The sequence below is a fragment of the Pseudomonas fluorescens genome (assembly GCF_003732425.1).
GTDB classification, from domain to species: Bacteria; Pseudomonadota; Gammaproteobacteria; order Pseudomonadales; family Pseudomonadaceae; genus Aquipseudomonas; species Aquipseudomonas fluorescens_BE.
Genome location: NZ_MOBX01000002.1, coordinates 197,856 through 220,157 on the forward strand (window position 1 = coordinate 197,856; position 22,302 = coordinate 220,157).

9 protein-coding genes are annotated in these 22,302 nt (G+C 60.8%); 6 read left to right on the forward strand and 3 right to left on the reverse strand.

Going from position 1 to position 22,302, the window contains the following annotated elements; genetic code table 11:
• Nucleotides 1-23: 23 nt before the first annotated feature.
• Genes BK670_RS02400 through cbiE form a run of 3 tightly spaced genes read right to left on the reverse strand, consistent with a single transcriptional unit; the run spans nucleotide 24 to nucleotide 3,050 of the window.
• On the reverse strand, nucleotides 24-752 hold the full coding sequence (locus BK670_RS02400; protein WP_123448450.1) for a cobalt-precorrin-6A reductase: 729 nt from the start codon (nucleotides 750-752) through the stop codon (nucleotides 24-26).
• Nucleotides 749-1,846 (reverse strand): cobalt-precorrin-5B (C(1))-methyltransferase, encoded by a 1,098-nt coding sequence (locus tag BK670_RS02405; RefSeq protein WP_123448451.1) that lies wholly within the window; start codon nucleotides 1,844-1,846, stop codon nucleotides 749-751. The genes BK670_RS02400 and BK670_RS02405 overlap by 4 nt, the downstream gene beginning before the upstream one ends.
• Nucleotides 1,839-3,050, reverse strand: a complete 1,212-nt coding sequence (gene cbiE, locus BK670_RS02410; protein WP_123448452.1) for a precorrin-6y C5,15-methyltransferase (decarboxylating) subunit CbiE — start codon at nucleotides 3,048-3,050, stop codon at nucleotides 1,839-1,841. The genes BK670_RS02405 and cbiE overlap by 8 nt, the downstream gene beginning before the upstream one ends.
• A gap of 132 nt (nucleotides 3,051-3,182) precedes the next feature.
• Here cbiE and cobG point away from each other — a divergent pair, with 132 nt between their 5' ends.
• The 6 genes from cobG to BK670_RS02440 all read left to right on the forward strand — a co-directional run bounded on the left by cobG (nucleotide 3,183) and on the right by BK670_RS02440 (nucleotide 22,271).
• On the forward strand, nucleotides 3,183-4,478 hold the full coding sequence (gene cobG, locus BK670_RS02415) for a precorrin-3B synthase (RefSeq protein ID WP_311197013.1): 1,296 nt from the start codon (nucleotides 3,183-3,185) through the stop codon (nucleotides 4,476-4,478).
• Entirely contained in the window at nucleotides 4,471-5,097 is a 627-nt protein-coding gene (locus BK670_RS02420; RefSeq protein WP_123448454.1) for a precorrin-8X methylmutase, read from the forward strand. Before cobG ends, BK670_RS02420 begins: the two co-directional genes overlap by 8 nt.
• Nucleotides 5,094-5,828 carry a precorrin-2 C(20)-methyltransferase gene (locus BK670_RS02425; protein ID WP_404942462.1) on the forward strand — a complete coding sequence of 245 codons (735 nt, stop codon included), beginning with the start codon at nucleotides 5,094-5,096 and terminating at the stop codon, nucleotides 5,826-5,828. The genes BK670_RS02420 and BK670_RS02425 overlap by 4 nt, the downstream gene beginning before the upstream one ends.
• A complete protein-coding gene (cobJ, locus tag BK670_RS02430) occupies nucleotides 5,828-7,528 on the forward strand; it encodes a precorrin-3B C(17)-methyltransferase (RefSeq protein ID WP_123448455.1) in 1,701 nt (566 codons plus the stop codon). The genes BK670_RS02425 and cobJ overlap by 1 nt, the downstream gene beginning before the upstream one ends.
• Nucleotides 7,529-7,834: 306 nt before the next feature.
• On the forward strand, nucleotides 7,835-14,932 hold the full coding sequence (locus BK670_RS02435; RefSeq protein WP_123448456.1) for a TcdA/TcdB pore-forming domain-containing protein: 7,098 nt from the start codon (nucleotides 7,835-7,837) through the stop codon (nucleotides 14,930-14,932).
• A 274-nt stretch (nucleotides 14,933-15,206) separates the two neighbouring features.
• On the forward strand, nucleotides 15,207-22,271 hold the full coding sequence (locus BK670_RS02440) for a TcdA/TcdB pore-forming domain-containing protein (protein WP_123448457.1): 7,065 nt from the start codon (nucleotides 15,207-15,209) through the stop codon (nucleotides 22,269-22,271).
• Nucleotides 22,272-22,302: the final 31 nt, after the last annotated feature.

Here is a 22,302-nt window from a genome sequence, read left to right on the forward strand (position 1 = left end):
GTCCGTGAGAACTGCGCTTGTTTTTAGATAAGGTTAAAGGTTGCGAGGGCCATCAGGATTGCGTCGACCGAGGCAAACTCGCGATCAACCCCCGGCAACCCCGGACGCTTCAACACCAGCACCGGCACCCCACGCTCGCGCGCGACTTCCAACTTCGGCTCGGTGGCGGTGCTGCCGCTGTTCTTGCTGATCAACACATCGATCTGCCGCCGCTCGAACAGCGCGCGTTCATCCTCAAGCAGAAACGGCCCACGCGCGCCGATCACTTCGCAGCGTTCGTTGCCGGGATAGACGTCGAGGGCGCGCAGGGTCCAGAACTGGTCGGCAGGGATTTCATCGAGGTGTTGCAGCGGTTCGCGGCCGAGGGTGAACAGCGGTCGACGAAACGGTTTGAGGGCGGTGATCAGCTCGGCCCAGTCGCTGACTTCACGCCAGTCATCACCGGGCTGCGGTTGCCATGCCGGGCGGCGCAAGGCCCAGCAGGGGATGTCGGTCAGTCGCGCGGCGGTCGCGGCGTTCTGGCTGATCTGTGCGGCATAGGGATGCGTGGCGTCGAGCAACAGCTCGATGCCTTCGTCACGAATGAATTGCGCCAGACCCTCAGCGCCACCGTAACCACCGACGCGGACCTGACAGGTCAGATCTGTCGGCACCCGACCAACACCGGCGAGGCTGTAGATATGTTCTGGCCCCAGCGTGCGGGCAATCGCCAGGGCCTCAGTGACGCCGCCGAGCAGCAAAATCCGCTTCATGCAAAACCTCCGGCATGCCCGACAATCCCGCCCTGACGATCAATTGCAAACACCTCGACCTGCACCTGCGCGGGCACCACGCTGCGGGCGAAATTCAACGCATGGCGGCAGACCTCATCACCGAGGGCAACCCCCGCCGCACTGGCCATGGCCAGCGCCTGCTGACTGGTATTGGCCTCGCGAATACTTTGCTGCAACGCCGCATCGGCGCCAATCGCCGCGGCCCACTCAGCCAGTTGTGGCAAGTCGATACTTGAATGCCGCGAGTGCAGGTCCATGTGCCCGGCCGCCAGTTTACTGATCTTGCCGAAGCCGCCGCACAGGCTGAGTTTATCCACAGGCACTTTGCGCAGATGCTTGAGCACCGCGCCGACGAAATCGCCCATTTCGATCAGGGCGATTTCCGGCAGATCGTAGACCCGGCGCATGGTGTCTTCGCTGGCGTTGCCGGTGCAGGCGGCGATGTGCAGATAACCGTTGGTTTTCGCCACATCGATGCCCTGATGGATCGAGGCAATGTACGCCGCGCAGGAAAACGGTCGGACAATGCCGCTGGTGCCGAGGATCGACAGCCCGCCAAGAATGCCCAAGCGTGGATTCATGGTTTTCAGCGCCAGCGCTTCGCCACCCTCGACGCTGACCGTGACGTCGAAGCCGCCGCCGTAACCGGTTTCGGCGGCGAGCAGTGTCAGGTGATCGCTGATCATTTTGCGTGGCACCGGGTTGATCGCCGGCTCGCCGACACTCAGCACTAGCCCCGGCCGCGTTACCGTGCCCACGCCGGCACCAGCATTGAAACGAATCCCCGGTTCACTCAGCAGCCGCACGTGCGAATAAAGCAGGGCGCCGTGGGTCACGTCGGGGTCGTCGCCAGCATCCTTGATCGTCCCGGCCTCGGCGCCGTCATCGGTCAAACGGCAGAACTCCAGACGCATCTGCACCTGTTTGCCTTTGGGCAAAACGATCTGCACCGCATCGGCGGACTGCCCGCCGAGCAACAAACGCGCGGCAGCGAGGCTGGTCGCGGTGGCGCAGCTGCCGGTAGTCAGGCCACTGCGCAGGGGCGCGGGTTGTTCGGCGGTTTCGTCACGCATCGAGGGGTTTGACCAGATCGAGCAGGGTGATCGGCAGCGCTTGGCGCCAAGTGTCGAACTCGCCGAGCGGTTGCGCTTGGGCGACATGGATGCGCGTCAGCTCGCCGCCGAAGCGTTCGCGCCAGTTCATCAGGGCCACTTCGCTCTGCAGCGTCACCGCGTTGGCGACCAGACGGCCACCGGGTTTGAGGTATTCCCAGCAGGTTTCGAACACGCCCTCACGGGTCACGCCGCCGCCGATGAAGATGGCGTCCGGGCGCTCCAGCCCGGCCAGGGCCTGCGGTGCCTTGCCGCGAATCAGTTGCAGGCCGGGCACGCCCAGTGCATCGCGGTTGTGCTCGATCAATTGCTGACGGCCGTTGTCGGCTTCGATGGCCAAGGCGCGGCAACTCGGGTGCGCACGCATCCACTCAATGCCGATCGAGCCGCTGCCGGCACCGACATCCCAGAGCAGTTCGCCGGGGGTCGGGGCGAGGCGGGCGAGGGTGATGGCGCGCACGTCGCGTTTGGTCAACTGGCCGTCATGCTGGAAAGCCGAATCCGGCAATCCGGCGAGACGCGAAAGGCGCGGGGCCTGTGCGTCGGCCAGACATTCGATGGCGATGACATTGAGGTCGGCCACCGACGCGGCATTCCAGGCATTAGCGGTGCTGTCGATGCGCCGTTCGGCGTCACCGCCAAGATGCTCAAGCACGCTCATGCGACTCGAACCGAAGCCGCGCTCGCAGAGCAATTGCGCCACCGCTGCCGGGCTCTGGCCGTCGTTGCTCAGCAACAACAGACGCACGCCGCTGAACAATTGCGCATTGAGCGCCGCCAGCGGTCGGGCCACCAGCGACAGCGTCACGACGTCCTGCAACGGCCAGCCGAGGCGGGCAGCGGCCAGCGAACAGGACGACGGGGCGGGCAGGATCAGCATTTCCTCACTTGGCAATTGGCGGGCGAGGCTGGCACCGACGCCGTAGAACATCGGGTCACCGCTGGCCAATACGCAAACTGCTTCGCCGCGCTGCTCGATCACGGGCGCGAGGGAAAACGGGCTGGGCCACAACTGGCGTTCGCCGCGAATACACACCGGCAGCAAATCCAGTTGACGCTGGCCACCGACGATCCGCGAGGCGCCCAGCAGGGCACGCCGGGCGTTTTTGCCCAGGCCCTTGAAGCCGTCTTCACCGATTCCCACTACCGTCAGCCAGGGTGACATCTATATTCCTCTAAACACGCCGTTCCGACGGGCAGTCTTTTCATGCCAGCGGACAAAGCAGGCATAATACCGCGCCTTCGTCCGCGAAGCGCCTTTCCCACGCAGCCGGTCAGCCCCTTGAACGAACGCCCGATGTCTACCGCTTTACGCCCCTCGGCTTGCCCGGGGTTGCTGCGTATCGTCCAGGCACTGGACGGCGGCATCTGCCGGATCAAGCTCAATGGCGGTTCGATCAGCGCCGATCAGGCTGACGCGGTGGCCGAAGCTGCGGAACAGTTCGGCGGCGCTATCGAGGCGACCAACCGCGCCAATCTGCAAATCCGTGGGATCGGCCAGCAATCTGCGGCTCTGATCGAGCGCTTGCTTGCCGCCGGTCTCGGCCCGCGCACGGCGGCCGGTGACGATGTGCGCAATCTGATGCTCAGCCCCGCGGCCGGGATCGATCGGCAGATGCAGGTCGACACGCGCGACCTCGCCGAGCAGATCCTCGACACCTTGCAACGCCATCCACGGTTCCACGAGCTGAGCGCCAAGTTCGCCGTGCAACTCGATGGCGGTGAAGCGCTGGCGATGCTCGAACATCCCCACGACCTGTGGTTGTCGGCGTTCGCGCGTGACGGTGAAACCTGGCTGGCGTTCGGCCTGGCCGGATGCCTGACGGATCGCGCGGTCGGCGCCGTAGCGCTGGAACACGGCCATGCGCTGGTGGTGGCGGTGCTGGAGCTATTTCTGGCCTTGGCGCGTCCCGAGCAGACACGCATGCGCCATTTGCTCGACGAATTGTCGATGCCGGCGTTTCTTCAACAACTGAGCACGCGCTTGCCGATCAAGCCGATCAGCGATTGGCAGCGCACCGCCGTGGCGGACGATCTGCACATCGGCGTTCATCCGCAAAACAATGCGGGTCAGGTGTATGTCGGCGCGGTGCCAGCGCTGGGCCGTCTCGATCCGGCGATGTTGCGCGGGGCTGCGCAATTGGCCCGCCAGTTCGGCAATGGCAGCCTGCGCTTCACACCTTGGCAAAGCCTGCTGGTGCCGGACGTCAAAGCAAGCGATGCGGCGCAATTACTGGAAGGTCTTGAGCAACTGAACCTGTTGACCCGCGCTGCCGAACCCCTCTCACGCCTGATCGCTTGCACCGGTGCCAGTGGCTGCGGCAAAGGCCTGGCCGACACCAAGCAGGACGCCCGCCATCTGGCGACGTTGCTGCCCTCGGCCCTCAACGTTCACCTCAGTGGCTGCCCGCGCTCGTGCGCCGCAGCCCACTGTGCCCCGGTGACGTTGCTGGCCGTCAATCCGGGTCATTACGACCTCTATTTTCGCGATGCGACGCTGCCGGGTTTCGGCGCGCTGCACGCACGCAACCTTACTATTGAAGCGGCCGCGACCCTGCTCGCCGCCCGCTCTCGGAGCCCCATTGATGCTTGATTACATCCGCGACGGTCAGGAGATTTATCGCAACTCCTTCGCGATCATTCGCCGCGAGGCCAATCTGGCACGCATTCCGGCCGATCTGGAAAAACTCGCGGTGCGGGTGATTCACGCCTGCGGCATGGTCGAAGCGGTCGACGGTTTGCAGTTCTCCGAAGGCGCGGGCAAGGCCGGGCGTAATGCACTGGCCGCCGGTGCACCGATCCTTTGCGATGCGCGGATGGTCTCCGAAGGCGTAACCCGTGCGCGCCTGCCAGCCAACAACGAAGTGATCTGCACCTTGCGCGACGACAGCGTGCCGGAACTGGCCCGTGAGCTGGGCAATACCCGTTCCGCCGTCGCGCTGGAGCTGTGGCGCCCGCACCTGGAAGGCAGCGTGGTGGTGATCGGCAACGCGCCGACCGCGCTGTTCTATCTGCTGGAAATGCTCGACGCTGGCGCCCCGAAACCGGCACTGATCCTCGGCTTCCCGGTCGGCTTCGTCGGTGCCGCCGAGTCGAAAGCCGCCCTGGCCGCCGACAGCCGTGGCGTGCCGTTCGTGATCATGCAAGGCCGTCTCGGTGGCAGCGCCATGGCCGCCGCCGCCGTCAATGCCCTCGCTACGGAGATCGAATGATGCAGGCCAAAGGACGTTTGCTTGGCCTGGGCGTCGGCCCGGGTGATCCGGAACTGATTACCGTCAAAGCCTTGCGCCTGCTGCGCGAATCGCCGGTGGTGGCGTACTTCGTCGCCAAGGGCAAAAAGGGCAACGCGTTCGGCATCATCGAAGCGCACCTGCAAGACGCACAGAATCTGCTGCCGTTGGTGTACCCGGTGACCACCGAAGTGCTGCCGGCTCCGCTCTCGTATGAACAGGTCATCAGCGATTTCTACGATGAGGCTGCCGAAACCATCGCGGCACATCTGGATGCCGGTCGCGATGTGGCGGTGATCTGTGAAGGTGATCCGTTCTTCTACGGCTCCTACATGTACCTGCACGATCGCCTCGCCACTCGTTATGAAGCCCAAGTAGTGCCGGGCGTGTGCTCGATGCTGGGCGGCGCTTCGGTGCTCGGCGCGCCGCTGGTGTATCGCAATCAGAGCCTGTCGGTGCTCTCGGGCGTGTTGCCCCATGAAGAGCTGAAGCGGCGTCTGTCCGATGCCGACGCGGCGGTGATCATGAAGCTGGGGCGCAACTTCCCGAAAGTGCGTCAGGTGTTGGAAGAACTCGGGCTGGCCGAGCGCGCGCTGTATGTCGAACGCGCGACCATGGCCAATCAGAAGATCGTGCCGATGGATCAGGTCGAGCCGATGTCGTCGCCGTATTTCTCGCTGATCATCGTGCCGGGCGAACGGTGGCAAGGCTGATGACTCAATCCACGCCAGCCATCGTCATTCTCGGTCAGGGCAGCCTGGCCACCGCGCGGCGCATTCAGCAGGTCTATCCGGCGGCGCAGATCCACGGCCTCGCCGGGCGCGTCGAAGGTGCCGATTGCACCTATCAGGAGTTCGGCGCGACCCTGCGCGCGTTGTATCAGCAGGACACGCCGATCATTGCCCTGTGCGCGGCCGGCATCGTCATCCGCACGCTGGCGCCGCTGTTGCTGGAAAAGGGCGCCGAGCCAGCAGTGCTCGCCGTGGCCGAAGACGGCAGCGCCGTGGTGCCGCTGTTGGGTGGCCTCGGCGGGGTGAATGTCATGGCGCGAGAGATCGCTGCCGGGCTGCAAGTCGCAGCCGCGATCACCACCAGCGGCGAGTTGCGTTTTGGCACGTGCCTGCTCAACCCGCCAAGCGGCTACGCATTGGGTGATCTGGAACTGGGCAAGCGCTTTGTCTCCGATCTGTTGGCCGGTCACAGCGTGCGCATCGAAGGCGCGGCGCCGTGGCTGGATCAGGCGCAACTGCTGGAAGATCCGCAGGCGCAGCGCTCGATTCATGTCGGCAGTGCCGCGCGTGAAGTGAGTGCCAGTGAGTTACTGATCTATCCACGCAGTGTGGCGGTGGCGGTGAGTGCCGAAACAGCTGACCTGGCGAATGCCGTTCGCAGCGCATTGCAACAGGCGCAAATCGCGGGGCAATCGCTGGCCTGTGTGTTGGCCAGCGAGACGGAGATGGCTTCGCCACTTTTGCGCGAGGCGGCGCTCGACCTGGGTGTGCCGCTGCGCTTTGTCGCGGTGCAAAGCGACATCGAAACCCTGGCGCGTGTCGCAATGCCAGAGGCGACAGTCGTTGCCGGCCACGGCATGGCAATCGCTGTCGCCGAGCAGCCGTTGGATGTTTCGAACATTGGCCGGCCACGCGGTCGACTTGCCGTCATCGGCCTCGGCCCCGGCGCCGCCGAATTGATGGTGCCGGCGGTAAAAGCCGAACTGGCCCGCGCCACCGACGTGCTCGGCTACGAAACCTACGTGCGCATGGCCGGCCCGTTCCGTGACGATCAGATCCAGCACTGCACCGATAACCGCGAAGAAATGCAGCGCGCCCGTCACGCTTTCCGGCTGGCGGCCGAAGGCCGTTCGGTGATTGTGGTGTCGTCGGGTGATCCGGGCGTGTTCGCCATGGCGGCGGCCGTGCTTGAAGCCTTACACGAGTCCGATGATCCGGCCTGGCACAGCGTTGATCTGGAAATCCTGCCGGGTGTCTCTGCTTCACTGGCCACCGCCGCGCAGGCCGGTGCACCGCTGGGCCATGACTTCTGTGTGATGTCGCTGTCGGACAACCTCAAGCCGTGGTCGATCATCGAGAAACGTCTGGACCTGGCCGCCGAGGCGGATCTGGCGCTGGCGTTCTACAACCCGATCTCCCGTGCCCGCCCGTGGCAACTGGGCCGGGCACTGGAAATCGTCGCACAGCACCGCACGCCTGAAACCCCGGTTGTACTTGGCCGTGACATCGGTCGCCCGGGCCAGACCCTGCGTACCACGACGTTGGGCGCGTTGACCGCGGACCAGGTGGACATGCGCACGATGGTCTTGATCGGTTCTTCGACCACGTGCACGTTCGCCCGCGCGAGTGGTGGGCATTGGGTCTACACGCCACGTTGGTACGGTGAAAAGCCGATTTCCTGAGTTTGCTGTTATTGATCGCCGGGGGAAGTTGTAAATAACTTCTCTCGTTGTGACATCAGGTCAACACTTGCGAAGTTGATTATCAAAAGTAAGACAAGGCCACGCCCTTTCCGGGGGACGTGGCCTTTTCGTTGCTGATGACAAAAGAAATAACAGGCGCAGTTGTTGCTGAATCATACCGTTGTCGCATTTGAATGTTGGTCGATGTTTCCTTCGACATTATTTGAGCTTCTTCAAGTTTGAGTGCCCCGTGGTTAGTCAATAGTTTTGTCCGACTTAGAACTATTGAATCAAGGAAGAACACGGATGAGTATTACGGGAAACAATACAGGCGAACTTGCATTTACTTCGGCTGCAGAGTATTCGACCCTTCAAGGGGCATTGAGCGAGTTTGCCGACTCAGGCGAATACGCAGCGCTGGCCGAGGCTCATGAAGTTGCCAGCAAGACCTTCGAAGCGGTCGAAAAACTGCTGCCGGCGAAACTGTTTCAAGAACGACTCGAGGCCTTGCTGGATCGCAAGTCGACGCCGGCGCCTATGGACATTCATCGGATTCGAACCCGGTTGAATCGCTATGTGGCGAGATTGTCAGCAACGGTAGACATGCTCAACGGCGTCGCCCGGCCCGTGCCGAACATCATGCACTTCGTCTGGGTCGGTGGCAGTGAGGTCGGCGACAACCAGCGCGATTACATGAACATCTGGCGCAAGGTGCTGGAGCCGCAGGGGTATCGGTTCAATCTCTGGTATGACAGTGATGCTCTGCTCGCCTTTGAGATGAATCGGGTGATTCTCGACAGCGCAAGAGCGGATGCGATGGCCTCGGGCGGTGACAAGGTCAGCAGGCCCAACCAGTTGTCGCAGATGATTGAAGACCGCGCGCGGGTATTGAAACATCAGATGTTCGACTACCTGAACCAGCCGCAATGGGCTGGCCGGGCGGACGAGGCACGTATTGATCTGATGGTTCGCGCTTACGGCAAGGATCACGCGACGCTCGAGGCTTTCCGACAGCGGTGCCTGGAGACGCATCAGGCCATGGCCGGAACAGACTTGCAATTGCGTGACGTCCGCCACGAATTTGCGGGGCACTTTCTACAGGATGTCTATCAGCGCGAAGTGGCCATGCGTGGCAATTTTGCCGCAGCGAGCGATGTCGTGCGGCTGCAGGCCGAGTACATGGAAGGGGGACGTTACAGCGACATGGATTACTTGCCGCCGCTGGCCGAGACGTTGGGTGGCGTGGATATCAGTGGGTTTGATGGCAATCAGCGACTCGCGGTCCTGAAACTTCTACTGGATCACAATCAAGCGCTGATGCCAGGACGGGATCCAGACCGCTATACAGAGATAACCGGTGAAATTCCCGCTCGGCATAAAGAGGCACTAACCACTTTTGCGCGCGGTGAACCCGGGGTTCAGCAGATTTTCGCTGCACCACAGGACCACCTTGTGCCACAGGATGCCCTTCGCTTGGGAACCGCCCATGGCAGTGCGAGTACCGGGGAAATGAATGCGCATTTCATCGCCCATCCGGGCGGTGCCATGACCCTGTCTTACATGCAGATGATTCGAGCCAATTATGACTGCTTGCTAGAGGTGGAGCGTCGCTTGCTCGCTGCCGGCATTGATATTGCGGATGAGGGACGGGCGTTGCCCATCATTCAAAATGTGGTCAATGAAACGGCAGCCGAGGGCAAGTTTCCGCATTCAAAAACTCACTATTCGTCAGCCAAGCTGATCGATGCCATTCGCACGTATTATCAGGACGGTATTCGGGTCGATGCACGTGGCACCATTGCCCTTACCGGGCCGGGTGCGGCGGCGGCAGGACTTAGCAAATACATCGAACAGCGTCTGCAATCCGATCATATTGATGAGGTTCGCAATCGACTGAAATTGGTTGAGGGCTATAACGTTTCCACGGAAGAGGAACGGATCTCCGGCTGGACAGTGAATGGCGATGAAAACCAGTGGCTTGAGAAAGAGCAGGACAAATGGCGCAACGGCAAACTCAAGTCACGTTATGCCGGTCGGTTGGCGGATCTGCTGAGGCCGCAGACCCTGACCTTTAAACAAGGCTGGCCGGTGATCGAAGGCAAACCGGTGCTGTTGACCTCGGTGCTGCATCAGCTGATGGATGACTTGGGCGAACCGTTCATTCGCGCAATGAAAGACAAGTTGAGTGGCGATGTTACGTTCTACGAAGCTTTTGCCATCGGTTTCGATGCCCGCCAGCAAATTCTCGCCCAGCCTGCCCTTGAACTGCCGCCGTCTCACGGTGCGGAATCCACCAGTAACCTGAACGAACTGTTGGTCCGGGTTGCCCGCGGCTCGCTTGCTGTCGAACAACTCAGCCCGTTACTGCGCGTGATGCTGGGCGGGATGTTCGGCGCGGCGAGCCTGGATGTCGACGGTTTTGCCGGTGCGTGGAAGGACCTTTCCAGCCTCGCTGCGCAAACCGCTGAAGATGGGCTGTTTGCCCGCTTCAACGCGATCGAAAGTGCCTTGCGCGAACACGCGACGCCGGCCTTCAAGGCTGGCCTGGCAAGCGCTGAACCCTCCGCCACGTACACGGCCCGCGAACTCAAGGTGCATGCCTTGAGCGAGCCATTGACGTTGCGTCAGTGGGGCGAACGTATCGCCAGGATCGACAGCACGGCGCGTCGTGAATATCACGCGCAGATTCTGCGCAACGGTGAGGCGGTTCGGACTGAACTGTTTAAGGCTGGCGCCATGTCTGCCAGGAAAGTACCGCAGGACCTGCTCATGTCCACGCCGGGCGATCCTGGGCGTCGATGCTATCCGCTGGCACTGATGATGGCCGCAGCGTTGACTGGTGGTGAGGTGGCTGAGCGTGCCCTGATCGGCCGGGTGGCGAACGTCAGCCATGCTCCAGAGGACGCCGACTCGCGGGCTTTACTATCAGCGCTGGACGAATTGCAGGCGCTACCGCTGACAACCGTGGGCGAGCCACACGGCCTTCATGGTCTGGACTCCATCGCACAAATACTGGAGGCGAAAACCGCTTCGACGGTCATGCTGCTCGACACCGGCAATCATGCGCTGCTGGTGGCGAAAACAGTGGAGGGCAGCCAGACGGTTTATCGGTTTTACGAGCCGAATTTTGCGATCTATGGATTTACGCGGGTAGAGCAACTTAAAGAGGGCGTGCAGCGTTACCTGAGCAGAGATCAAGGTGCAATGGCCCGGTTATACGGCCTCGCGGAGGGCGACCGTGCGCGGTTCAATGTTGTCGAAGTCGATACCACGGCGCTCATGGGCCGGACACTTTTGTCGAACACACCGCTGGGCAGCTTTTTGCAAAACGCTTCGATTGTCGATCCAGGGAGCGCTTCGGTCTGGCAAAAACAAGCCGTAGGACGCCAGCGATCGCTGGGTGAAAACGCCCGGATGGGCGCCAGCCTGACGCAACTGGATGCGCGTTACTGGGCGCAGGCATTCGAGCAGGCCACCGGTCAGCTACGTGCCGAAAACAAGTTGGGCGGTGAGTTTCTGCCGCTGCTGGAAACGCTGCAGGAGCACCCTGACGCCGGTTATCGCATGACGCTGGTGGACGCGCGCGATCCGCAAAATACCCGAATCGTCACCACCACTGACGCGCGCTTCAGTAAGGTCCAACAGCACATCCAGCGTCTGGTGCAGTCCCTGGCCGGCAAAAGTACTGCAGCGGGTGAGGCCGACGGCGGCAGTCGGCTGAGTTTCGCCTTTGCGATTCAGACGCTGATTACCGAGATGCGCCATCGCGAATACCAGGCTGGGGCTGAGCAGGTGCCGGCGTTGTCGATCGCGCTGCAGGTGCAGGTCTATGTCAGTTATGCCCAGTTGGGTTATGGCGTGCTGAACGATGCGGCACAGATTGTCAGTCTCGTTCGTCAAGTGGCAGCCAGTGAGCAGGCATTGGCGTTGCGCCAGTCATCGCTGTCCGGCCGGCTGCTGGGCCGGGCCTCCGTGGCGGCCGGGATTGTCTTCTCCGCCGTTAACATAGGTTTTGACCTCTACGCCCTGGCAGTGGCGACCAATCAGGAACAGCGTTCACGGTTTGCCACGCAACTGGTGTTCAATGTGGCGGCCCTGGCGCTGGATATCACCGCGTTGGCGGTTGGTGGAGCGGTGGGCGGTGCTGCGGCAATTCTGTCGGTGCCACTGCTCGGCGTGGGCATTGGTGTGACGGCGATCGCCAGCAACCTGGGACAGATCAGCGACAAGGCCAAAGGTGTCGGCGCGCACTTGCGCAAGATCCAGGACGCCTACGGCCCTGGCGTTTACACGCGCAAGGACGGTGTGCTGAGTTTTGAACCCGAAGCCGTCATCACCGAGCTGGACTTGCAAGGCAACCGGATCCACTTCGACAGTCAGAAGTTTTACCCCATGGATCGCGGTGGACTTGAGCTGCCGCAGTTCAACAATCACCCGTCGCGACTGCACCAGGCTATCGATATCCGCGAGACACTCGGACTGCCGCAGGTGGTCAGTCTCATCCGGCCGGCGCCCGGTGACGTACAGACGGTGGTACTACCGTGTACACCGCAGTGTTACTTCGGTTATGAGTACCAGGTCGGAACGTCCGGCTATGCCTATGAGCCACAGCCTGGCGAGTTGGCGCGTGAGCCCCGGCAAGCAAGCGAACAGGCCTCACCGAGCTTCCTCGGTACTTTTGTGCCATTTGGCGGCCTGGTTGATGACCTCCATCAGCCACACATGCAAACCTGGTATCCGAGCCTGCGCAACAGCACCGTCAACAAGCTGGAGTACGACGAGCACGGCAACCAGCGTTTCTATTTCTTCGCCAACACACCGTTCCCGCACATCCTCTACAAGCTCTACCCGTTCAACCAGCCCACACGAATTGTTGTGACGCTGGACGAACAGGTGCGCCAGTTGCTGGTGCCGACACTGCCGGCCGAATGGAAACAATGCATTTCCTACGAGATCTTCAGCCGTTCACCCGGGGCTCGCCAGCTCTGGTTGACTCCCGGTCTGGTTGCCGTTTACCTGCGCAATTACGCGGCGACCCAGTGGGTACTTCATGCGCCATGGGTCAGCGAAACCAAGGTGCGATTTGAGGAGTCGTTTCTCAGTGTCGATGGAATACGGATTGAAGGTCAGGTGGACTTCATCCAGCTGATCAATGGCGAGATGTTCAGTCTCGACTGGGAAAACCAGCGTCTGCTGCTGGTGTCGGTCACCCAGGAGCAACAGGATTCGCAGGCTGCGCTGCTGGCCCGCGTTCGAACGCGAGTGGCGGAGCGACGCGTTGCAGCGGCTTTTGTGCCGTTACACAAATTCCGGGTGCCCATGGACGCTGTGCTGCGGCCCGTCCTGGTCACGGCCTATTACGACGTTGCGCGTGGCCGGCTGCTGTATGCGCGCAACCTGCCAGAGGAGGTCAATGACGGCGTTGTATTGGCTGCAGCCAACGCCGGGCAGGCATGGTTTTATCACCCCGAGCACGCGACGGTCTGGCGGGTCGATGCGATCACCGGCACGGTCAAGCATCGCTACCGACTGATGAACCCCGCCCGTGGTGCAAGAATCATCGGCTGTGAACAAACTGCCAACGGCTTGCACCTCAGGCAAAAAATGCTTGAAGTCAACGGTGGGGTAGAAACCGTATTCGAATACCGGCTGTCTGAGTATTCCGTAGTGCTTACCGGCATCCATACATCAGCCGCCTGGAGTGATTACACGCCGAGGCGCCCGGCCGATTACTGGCATTCATTGGTGGGTAGCTTCAACACGCCACGGACCTATGCCGATGGCACGTCTGGCATGGCGTCGAGCCTGAGCACCTGGGGGCCTGCCGGGTTCGTGCAGATCCGCAGCCATGAGAAGGAAACGCTGCGAGATCTGGGCTGGATCCGTCTGGCTGACCGGCTGTATTTCCAGTTGGCCCACAGCACCGGGCTCAAGCTGGACACGATCCTGCTGACCTGGAATGACGGCGTGGACGACCTGCCGCTGTTCTACAGCAAACAGGCCCGATTGCTGCGTCGTGGAGCTGGATCGGAGGGTGGGCAAGTCATCGCCGAGGATGTCATCGATGTCAGTCCATTCGCTGAGCGCTACATCGCAACCCGGGCAGACGGACGCCTGTTTGAGGTCGACAGGCAAGGCGGGCTGCACTTCGTTGGGATCGGCGCCCACTGGTTGCGCAGCCATGCCGACTGGCTCGCCGCGTTACCGGCGCTGGCCGATGCTTACCGGGATGCGCCGTTTTCGATTATCGGGTTGAGCAATGTTTCCGGTCAGCACTCAGTGGCGGCGTGGTGTATCGGCGCGAAGGTATTGCTCGCCGATGTCGGTGAAGGTAAGGAGCTGGCGCTGCTTGGGCTGACGCCCGACAAGCAGGCCGCCTGGCTGCTCGACGTTTCGGCGGGGCAGCTTTATCGCCAGGCGCTGGTGCAGATCCAGACGTTGCGCGCAGCGTTTGCCAATGGTTCGCGGTTACTCGATCACACGGTGCTGCCAGTGGCGGAAAAAGTCTGGGGGCAATGGTCATTCGCCGAGGTGCTGACGCAGGGGCAAGGGTTGCTCGGGCGTACTCGCCAAGGCGTTAACCTGGAACTGCTCGATCAACAGCCGGCACGTATCGTTGGCGTCGAAAAACAATGGTCGTTCATCGCCGGGCAAACCGCCGGGCAATTGCAGGACCGTCTGAACGGATTGTTGAGCGGACAATCCCATGCACCGGTTATGCACGTCGAAGACGCCATGGGTCGCTACACGTATTTTGTGCCGGAACTGGATCGACTCTTCGATATTTCGGGGCGGGCCGATGGTCAGTGGTCGGTGTTTCTTGGCGCACGCGACACTTCGGTGGCCATGCTGTTCGACCCGATTGACAACGTGATCTACAGTCGGGGTTCGGCAGGTGGCATCAGGGTACAAGACAGTTACGCCCGGCGCGAAGGCGAGCTCCTGGCGCTCGATGTGAGTGGTGAGGTCACCGATATCATGGCAATGCTGCCTGACGGGGTCGAAAAACTGATTCTCACTTTTGGTGCCAAGGCATTGAGCTATCGGGTGTCGGAGCAAGCCTGGCAACGGCTGGACTGCATCGTAGTCGATCGCGTGCGTCCGCTAGATGCAGCCGATACGCGTAGCTGTACTTTGGTGCTGGACGTGGAAGCTGCCGAGCGCCTGTTGGTGTCGTTGGTCGACGGGCAGTTGGTGTTCTCGGACCCGGATACGGCCCACAGTCTGATCGTGCGTAACGTCACGCCGGAAGGTGAGGAGTCAGACAGGCCACTGCAGATAAACATCAGGCTCGGCGCGGTGGACTACCAGCGGGGTGTCGAACAGTGGCTTGGCGCGCTGGCACTCGTAAGTTCAGATGCAGAGATTGCGACACTGGAAAAGCTAGTTAAACAGCTGTTCTGAAATATACCGCCAAACTAAAAGGTAAAGGGGTCGTGAGCGCGAGTTCACGACCCTTTTACGTTTAATTGTTTTTATTTGTTTTGGTTTGTCCAGGTTTTAAAGGTGTTTGCGCTACTCGGAAATATATGGAAAGCGATTGTTCTGATTGTGAGGCAGGTATTTTAAGTTGCGCATTATTTCTGAAAATAATTGAGTTTGTTCTTGTTTGAGATTTGCCGATTTCATGATTAGCGTAGTGCCCGTTACTATTCTTTCGAAAGATTTTGAGGGCAATATGCGAGATATTGAAGTTGCAGTTGGCGAGACTTTTGTAAACTTTGCGGCGCTTTTTACGCGTGGTGATTTTGAACAGGCGTTACTACTGCATCAAAACAACAAACACTACGACGCGCTGCTGCGCTATTACGCTGCCTGTGTCGACGCCAAGGATTCACAACAGCTGATTGAGCCCTTGAGGCTGTTACGTCAGACGCTGGAGCCTTTGCTGGGGTCGAGTCGGGTGAGACGCGAGCTGGAACCGCCGGTGCCAACCGAGCAAGCGTCCGCCTCGGATCTGGCGCGGATTTATGAGCGGGTCGAGGCCTTCGAGTCGCGGGTGCATGTAGGGGTCGAGCTGCTCAAAGCCGCACCGACACAGGTCGCAAAAACACTGCACTTCGTCTGGCTGGGGGGCGGGCTTGGCGAGATTCAGCGTGATTACCTCAATGTCTGGAAACAGGTGCTCGCCGGGCAGGGATACACGCTCAACCTCTGGTACGACAGCGATGCGCTGCTGGCTTATCAGACCAACAAACTGATGGTTGAGGCTGCCAAGGCTGACGCTTTGGCCCGCGTCGGCGATAAACCTGTCGATGAAAATGCGCTGGCTGACCTTTACGAAGAGCGTGCCATTGTTCTCAAGCGGCAGATGCAGGCACACCTCAATGAGGCTGTGGCCAAAGGGCAATCCGCCGATGACGCACGGATCGATCTGCTGGTCCGCGCCTATGACCAGGACGCCGCGTCATTGCAGGCACTGCGCGAGCAGAACCGTCGCACCCTGCAAGACATGGCTGGAGGCGATCTGCAGTTGCGCGACCTCGACGCTGCGTCTGTTCCCTTGCAGCTTCAGAACCTCTATGAGCAGGAAATGCGTTTGCGCGGCAATCTGGCTGCAGCGTCGGATATCGTGCGGGTCGAAGTGCTGTATCGCGAGAGCGGCAGCTATGCCGATGTCGATAATTTGCCGCCGCTGGTGGCGAAGCTGGCGGGGGTCGATCTTGAGGTTCTGAATGTCGACGCCCGCTTGGGGATTTTGCAGTTGCTGCTCAACCACAATCCCGACTGGATGCCGGGCCGGCAGCCCTCCAACAGCTATGCCAAAAGCATTCCGGCGGAGCATCGTGCGACGATTGAAGCTTTCGCTCAGAGCCGTCCGGCACTGAGCCAGGTGTTCCAGGCACCGACCGATTTGCTGGCGCGCCCCTTCATGTTGCGAGCAGTCACCGAAGGCAGTTCGATGACCAATGCATTCCTGATGGCCCATGCCGGATCGGCGACGCTGCAAGCGGTGATCGAGCGTATCCGTTTCAACTATCAGTTGGTCGACGACACGCTACGCCTTGCAGCCCGGCGCGGTGTCGCACTGACTGACTTTGAAAGTGTATTGCCGCTGGCACAGACGCTTCTTGAACAGACCTACGGCCCGCTCCGCGAATTGCCAAACCAGGAAGAAATCCTCGCAGGCTTTCTCGCCAGTGCGGCCGCGAGCTACTTCAGTGACGGCATCCGACGCCAGAGCGAAGGCACCATCTATTTGACCGGCCCGGGTGCGATACGCGATGCCATAACCGATTACGCCAGAGTGCATCTCACTCCGGAGCAAGCCAGGGAGATTCGCACCGAGGCCGCCATTGCACGCTACGCCTCGGTCAACCGTGCCACCGAAGAAGAGCTGGATCACTCCTGGAAAGACAACGCGACCGATCCGGTGAAATGGGTCGAGGATGAGCAGGCGCGCTGGAAGCAAGGCCATTACAAAACCCGCTACAAGGGCGATGTCGCGCAATTGCTCAAAGGTTCGACCATTGAATTCGAGCAGGGCTGGCCGTTGATTGAAGGGCGTGCGGTGCTGCTGACCGATATCTTGCAGCGTCTGGTCGACGGGCTCGGCGATCGCTTTGTCGAGGCCATGCGTCAGGGGTTCGACGGGACGATGGCTTTCGAGGAAACGTTGCCCCTGAGTTTTGCCGATCGTCAGCTCATCAAGAATCAGCCGCTCACAGCGCGAGCTGCGGCTTTTCCGCCAGACAGGCGATTCCTGAGTCTGGGGCTGGATGAAGTGCTGAGCGCCATGGCCCATGGTGAGCTGACACTGGCCGAGACAACGCCACTGCAGCGCCTGGCGTTGGGCGTGTTGCTGGGCATCGATTCGCTGCACAGCCAGCGCTTTGATGCGTACAGCGGTGAATTGGATAACCTGGCCAACAGTGTTCGTGAGCTGGGTGCTTCGAGTCGCTATGCCGTCATTGAACGACATTTGTATACCCGCAAAGATGCAGCGTTCCTGAGCGCTCTGGCCGGCGATATCACTGAATCGGCAGCATCGGTCAGCGCGCTGGATCTGAAAAAAGCTGCGCTGATAAAGGCGCAAACCCTGCAACAGTGGGGACGCTACGTTGCACAGATCCAACAAGTGGCGACCCTTGAACATCGTTTGCAGATTGCTCAGCAGATGGATCAGGTCTTCAGCCAAATCGAAGTCAGCGGCGTGAAGCCCGTGCCGCAGGATCTATTGCTTGATGGCGTTGGCGAAACGATTGGTGGGCGCTGCTATCCACTGGCCTTGATGATGGCCGCTGCTTTTGCGACGGGTGAAACGGCCTCCCATCATCTTCGCGAGCGTTTTTACCTGGCCGTTCTTGAGCCACAACAGAATGATTCGATTGTTTTTGTGCAAGCGCTGGAGGAACTGCGAGGAACCCGGCTGAGTGAAGTGGGCACGACGCTCTCGCGGGCTGATCTGGGTCAGGTCACCACGGCACTGGAGAACCATACGGGCACTCGAACGCTGATGCTCAACTCGGACAATCACTCGATGCTGGTGGCGAAAACCGTGGAGGGTGAAAAGGTCCTTTATCATTTTTACGATCCCAACTTCGGCGTGTTCGAATTCGAGAGTGCCGCGATGCTCAAGCGGGCGCTAGAGCACTTTTTCCTGAAGATGGGCATGGCCAAATATTATGCGGCCTACGGTGCCGAGATCCGGCCGACGTTCGACCTGATCGAGTTGCAGGGCGAGCGGGTGGCAGCCTTGCCATTGTCCGCCGGGTTCGAAGTGGCAAAAATGCTCAAGGGCGAGCCGTTGCCCGGACAGCCGGCAGGCAAGCTGCGCCAGCGTCTGAACAGCGCCCATGGTCGCTCCCTGGTCGAAAATTCTCACCTGGGGGCCAGCCTGCTCGGGCTGGACAGTCATTGGTGGGGACAGCAGATCGCCAGTGCGACGGCGGCGCTGCAAGACCTTCATACGTCGGTCACACCGCTGGTGCCGTTGTTCGAAACCCTTGAGGTCACTCCCGAGGGCCAGTACCGATTGAATCTGATCGACCCGGCGCAACCGGAACGGGTGGTGCAGATTGTCAGCGACGATCACCGACTGTTGCGGATCAAAAACTGGTTGTCCGAGCAGTTTTCAACGCTGGCCCGTAAACCGTCCGCACCCACGACGGTGCTGGATCCGACCGAGGCCGGCAGCGTGCATACCCTCAATGCCGGTTTCGCGATCCAGGCGCTGATGAACGCCTTGCGCGGACGTGAAGGTGAAGGCCGCACGCTGACCACCGCCGTACGTTTGCACGCTTACCTCAATTACGCACAGTTGCTGCATGGCAATGTCGTGGATGTGCTCGGGCTGGTTCAACTGGTCAAAACCGCGCTGGGAGAGGAAAAGATCATCGCCCGCACTTGTGCGTCGGTGGTCTCAGAGGCGTTGGGGCATGCAGCCAATGAAGGTGTCGGGGCCGTACTGGGACTGGCCAACGTCGGGTTTGATATTTATCAGCTGGTGACCGCCGGAAACGACGTTGAAAAAGCGCAGTTCGGCACGCAATTGGCATTCGACTCCGCCAGCCTGGCATTGACGGCCGGTGGAGTCGGGGCGGCGGTGGCTGGCGCGTCGACTGCCGCTGCGGTGCTGGGGGGCGCCGGGGTTATCCTGGGCGGGTTGGCCGTGGGGGTGGCGGCGCTGGCGCAAGGGTTTGCCGCCATCGCGCGCGACGCCCAGGAAGTCGGGAGGTTTTTTGCGGATCTGCAAGAGGCCCATCGCGGCGTCGGTTATCACTTCGATGATGCCCTGAACGCATGGGTTGTGGCGCCAGCGTTGGTGGTCAAGAGAATCGATCTGGCAGCTACTGCGCTGATCCTCGACAGCCCCAGGCTTTACCCGTTACGCGACCACTTCGGTGTGCCGGATTTCGAAGCCGACTACTCCCGGGCGATCAATGTGCGCCAGCACCTGGGCTTGCCCGGACAGCTCGCGTTTGCACCGGCCGAGGGACAAGCCATCGTCCTGCCGTGCACCCCCGACACCTGTTATGGCTATGAATACAAGGCGCTGCCGTTTGCTTCCTCGCGGCACGACCGCGGTTTCGACATCGCCCGCCGTCTGGAAAAACGGCAAGCAGACGGCAAGTGGCTGTTTCTGTTTTCGTTCTACTCATTTCCTTCGCACTACATCGTCAGCCGCCTGCTTCCCCAGTATCGCGAAACCGTCATCGAAGTTCTGCTCGACGAAGCCAAACGCACCCTGGTCGTACCGTCGCTGCCCCATGCCTGGAAAAACCAGGTGTCGTACAAAATTTTCGGCAGTGGGGCGCATTGCACCCTCGCACTTAATCCGGACGCTCATATCGAGCTCGTCTCGAACAGTCTGCATTTTTGTACCTGGGTACTGGAGGCCGGCTGGGCGCGCGAAGGTGATGTGCGGATCGAGCGTCTGGGCGATCTGTACATCGGTAAAGTTCACGTGAAAGTGACCGGCCATGGACGTCATTCGATACTGATTCGCACGGGCGATCACCAATTGTTCAGCGTTGACCGTGGCAAGCGTCAACTGGATGTCATCCAGCAAAGCGCACCAGTGGGGCTGGATGAGCAAGCGTTGCTGACGCATTTCAGAACGCTGGCCCGCGAGCATCGCCTGGTACTGCCCTATACGCCGGTGCATGACTGGCTGATCCCGTTCGAATCGCCGCAGGCACCGCGCTCCACCACGGCCTGGTATGACGCCCGGGAAGATCGCTTCCTCTATATTCGCAACGAAGACATCGCCGATACCGAGGATGCACAACTGGCCTTGGTGGCCGATGGGTATGCGTATTTCTATCTGCCGGACAGCTATGACATCTGGCAGGTCGATGCCGTCAGCGGACTGCTCAGGTATCGCTATCGGTTGATCGTGGCAGAGGGTGAAAGCGTGATTGGCCCTGTCGAGATGGATGCCCATGGCGTGATTCACGTCGTGCAGACTGTCACCGGCGCCCATGGCCCGCGTCGGTTCAATTACCTGATCCATCGGCAGCAATTGCTGCTGAGCTCGGTGACCCATGAGACGGCGCGGGAGCTGCAGACGACCCTGTTCGCCAGCTCGACCCTGGCCGACTGGTCTTCGGTGCTGGGCAAGCACACAGTGCATCGTCCCGTCGCTGAGCGGGACGTTGAAATGACCGTCGACTGGCAACCGGCGACGTACGTTTCGGTCAGTTGGCTATTCGACACGGACAAGCGCGATATCGTGTGGATTCGCAGTCCTGATCGCTTGTTGATTCATCCGCCGTCCTTGGCACCGGACATCCATGGCTGGCCAGACTCGATCAAGAATCTGACGGACCTGGTGCTGATGCCGTTGGCGAGAAACAACGCGGTGTGTTTCATTTACAACCGTCTGGACCAGACCCTTTGTCATCGGCAGCGGGTGGTGGTACAGGGCGTCGAGCAGTGGTCGGATCGCTGGGTGCAGCCGCCAGGGCTCAAGCAAATCGTCGCGGTCGAGAACGGCTATCTGATACTGGACGACGAGGGACGACTCTTTAATCTGACTGCGCAAGGCGAGTTGCCCCTGTACGGCGTCGGCGAGCAGTGGCTGAAGGATCATGCGCAATGGTGGCTGGCGCTGGAGCCGCTTGCCAAGCGTTATCCGGTGGACAGTTTTGCGATCGTTGGTCTACGCAACCTGGCCGGAGACGGCAACCTGAGTGCCTGGTGTGTGAACGGCCGCCTGCTCTTGTGCGATCCGGGACGCGACGTTCCAGTGCGCTTGCTGGGCATGGCCTCCGATAATCGGGCGGCCTGGCTGTTCAATATTTCCACAGGTGAAATCTGGACACAGGGGTTCGTTGAACCACAGCAGCTTGTCCGGGCATTTGGAGAAGGGGCGCAACTGCTGCACAGCGACGTTCTGCCAGTTCCCGAGCGGGCGTGGCGTGACTGGCGGTTTAGCGACGTCGCCGTGGATGGCTCCGGGTTGCGCGGCACAACCGTTGACGGCGTAACGCTGCAACTGGGGCATCAGCAGACAGCCTTGGTCACCGCTGTCGACCGTCGTTGGGTGGCGGCACAAGGCGAGCATCTGATCGAGCACATGCAAGCCTTGTTGGCCAGGGTTGACCATGGGGCGTTTGTGTCAGTGGCGTGCGCGCCCGGCCATTTGCAGTGGTACGACGTGCACAGCGCTCGGCTGGTGAGCGTTGCCGCCGACCGCGTGTCTGATGACGTCGTCATGCTGGGCACCCGCAATCAGGTCAATGTATTACTGCACGAGCGTCGGCAGGGCACGGTGCAGGCTTATCCAGGTATGCACAGCTTCGGGCCGTTCGACTATCTTCAGCGCGACGCACAGGTCATGACCCTTCAAGGCCACGACACAATAGATGATCTGCTACCGCTGATTGCCGACGATGTCAGCACGCTGGTCGTGCGATTGGGGCAGGGCGGTGTGACCTGTCATTTGTCGAAAGCCGCCTGGTCGAGACTGGACGCGGTCATCGTCGACTGTCGCCATGCACTGGGGCAGGCGCCGGCGGTACCGGGCAAGTTGATCTGGGACTTCGACACGCCGGACAACCTGTTGTTCGAGATCGTGCAGGAGCATCTGGTCATCGTTGATCCAGTCAACGAGCACGCGCTGATATTCCGTGATGTAGGCTCACCCGATCCGTCATTGCGCGGGGAAGTATTCCTCGCCTTCAAAGCCCGGCAGTCCATGCCGATCTCCGCTTGGGTGCGCCGGCTGCAGACCAGCAAAGGGCGCACTGGCAGCGTGACATTCCGGGCACTGGCCGCCGAGTCGGCTATCGCTGGCTAAGCTCGCATCACGACAAAACGCCGCGGACAAG

Bases quoted from the DNA above. Each gene is read 5' to 3' on its own strand.
- cbiE (WP_123448452.1), bottom strand. From the start codon at position 3,050: ATGTCACCCTGGCTGACGGTAGTGGGAATCGGTGAAGACGGCTTCAAG.
- BK670_RS02440 (WP_123448457.1), top strand. From the start codon at position 15,207: ATGCGAGATATTGAAGTTGCAGTTGGCGAGACTTTTGTAAACTTTGCG.
- BK670_RS02420 (WP_123448454.1), top strand. From the start codon at position 4,471: ATGCTTGATTACATCCGCGACGGTCAGGAGATTTATCGCAACTCCTTC.
- BK670_RS02425 (WP_404942462.1), top strand. From the start codon at position 5,094: ATGATGCAGGCCAAAGGACGTTTGCTTGGCCTGGGCGTCGGCCCGGGT.
- BK670_RS02405 (WP_123448451.1), bottom strand. From the start codon at position 1,846: ATGCGTGACGAAACCGCCGAACAACCCGCGCCCCTGCGCAGTGGCCTG.
- BK670_RS02400 (WP_123448450.1), bottom strand. From the start codon at position 752: ATGAAGCGGATTTTGCTGCTCGGCGGCGTCACTGAGGCCCTGGCGATT.
- cobG (WP_311197013.1), top strand. From the start codon at position 3,183: ATGTCTACCGCTTTACGCCCCTCGGCTTGCCCGGGGTTGCTGCGTATC.
- cobJ (WP_123448455.1), top strand. From the start codon at position 5,828: ATGACTCAATCCACGCCAGCCATCGTCATTCTCGGTCAGGGCAGCCTG.
- BK670_RS02435 (WP_123448456.1), top strand. From the start codon at position 7,835: ATGAGTATTACGGGAAACAATACAGGCGAACTTGCATTTACTTCGGCT.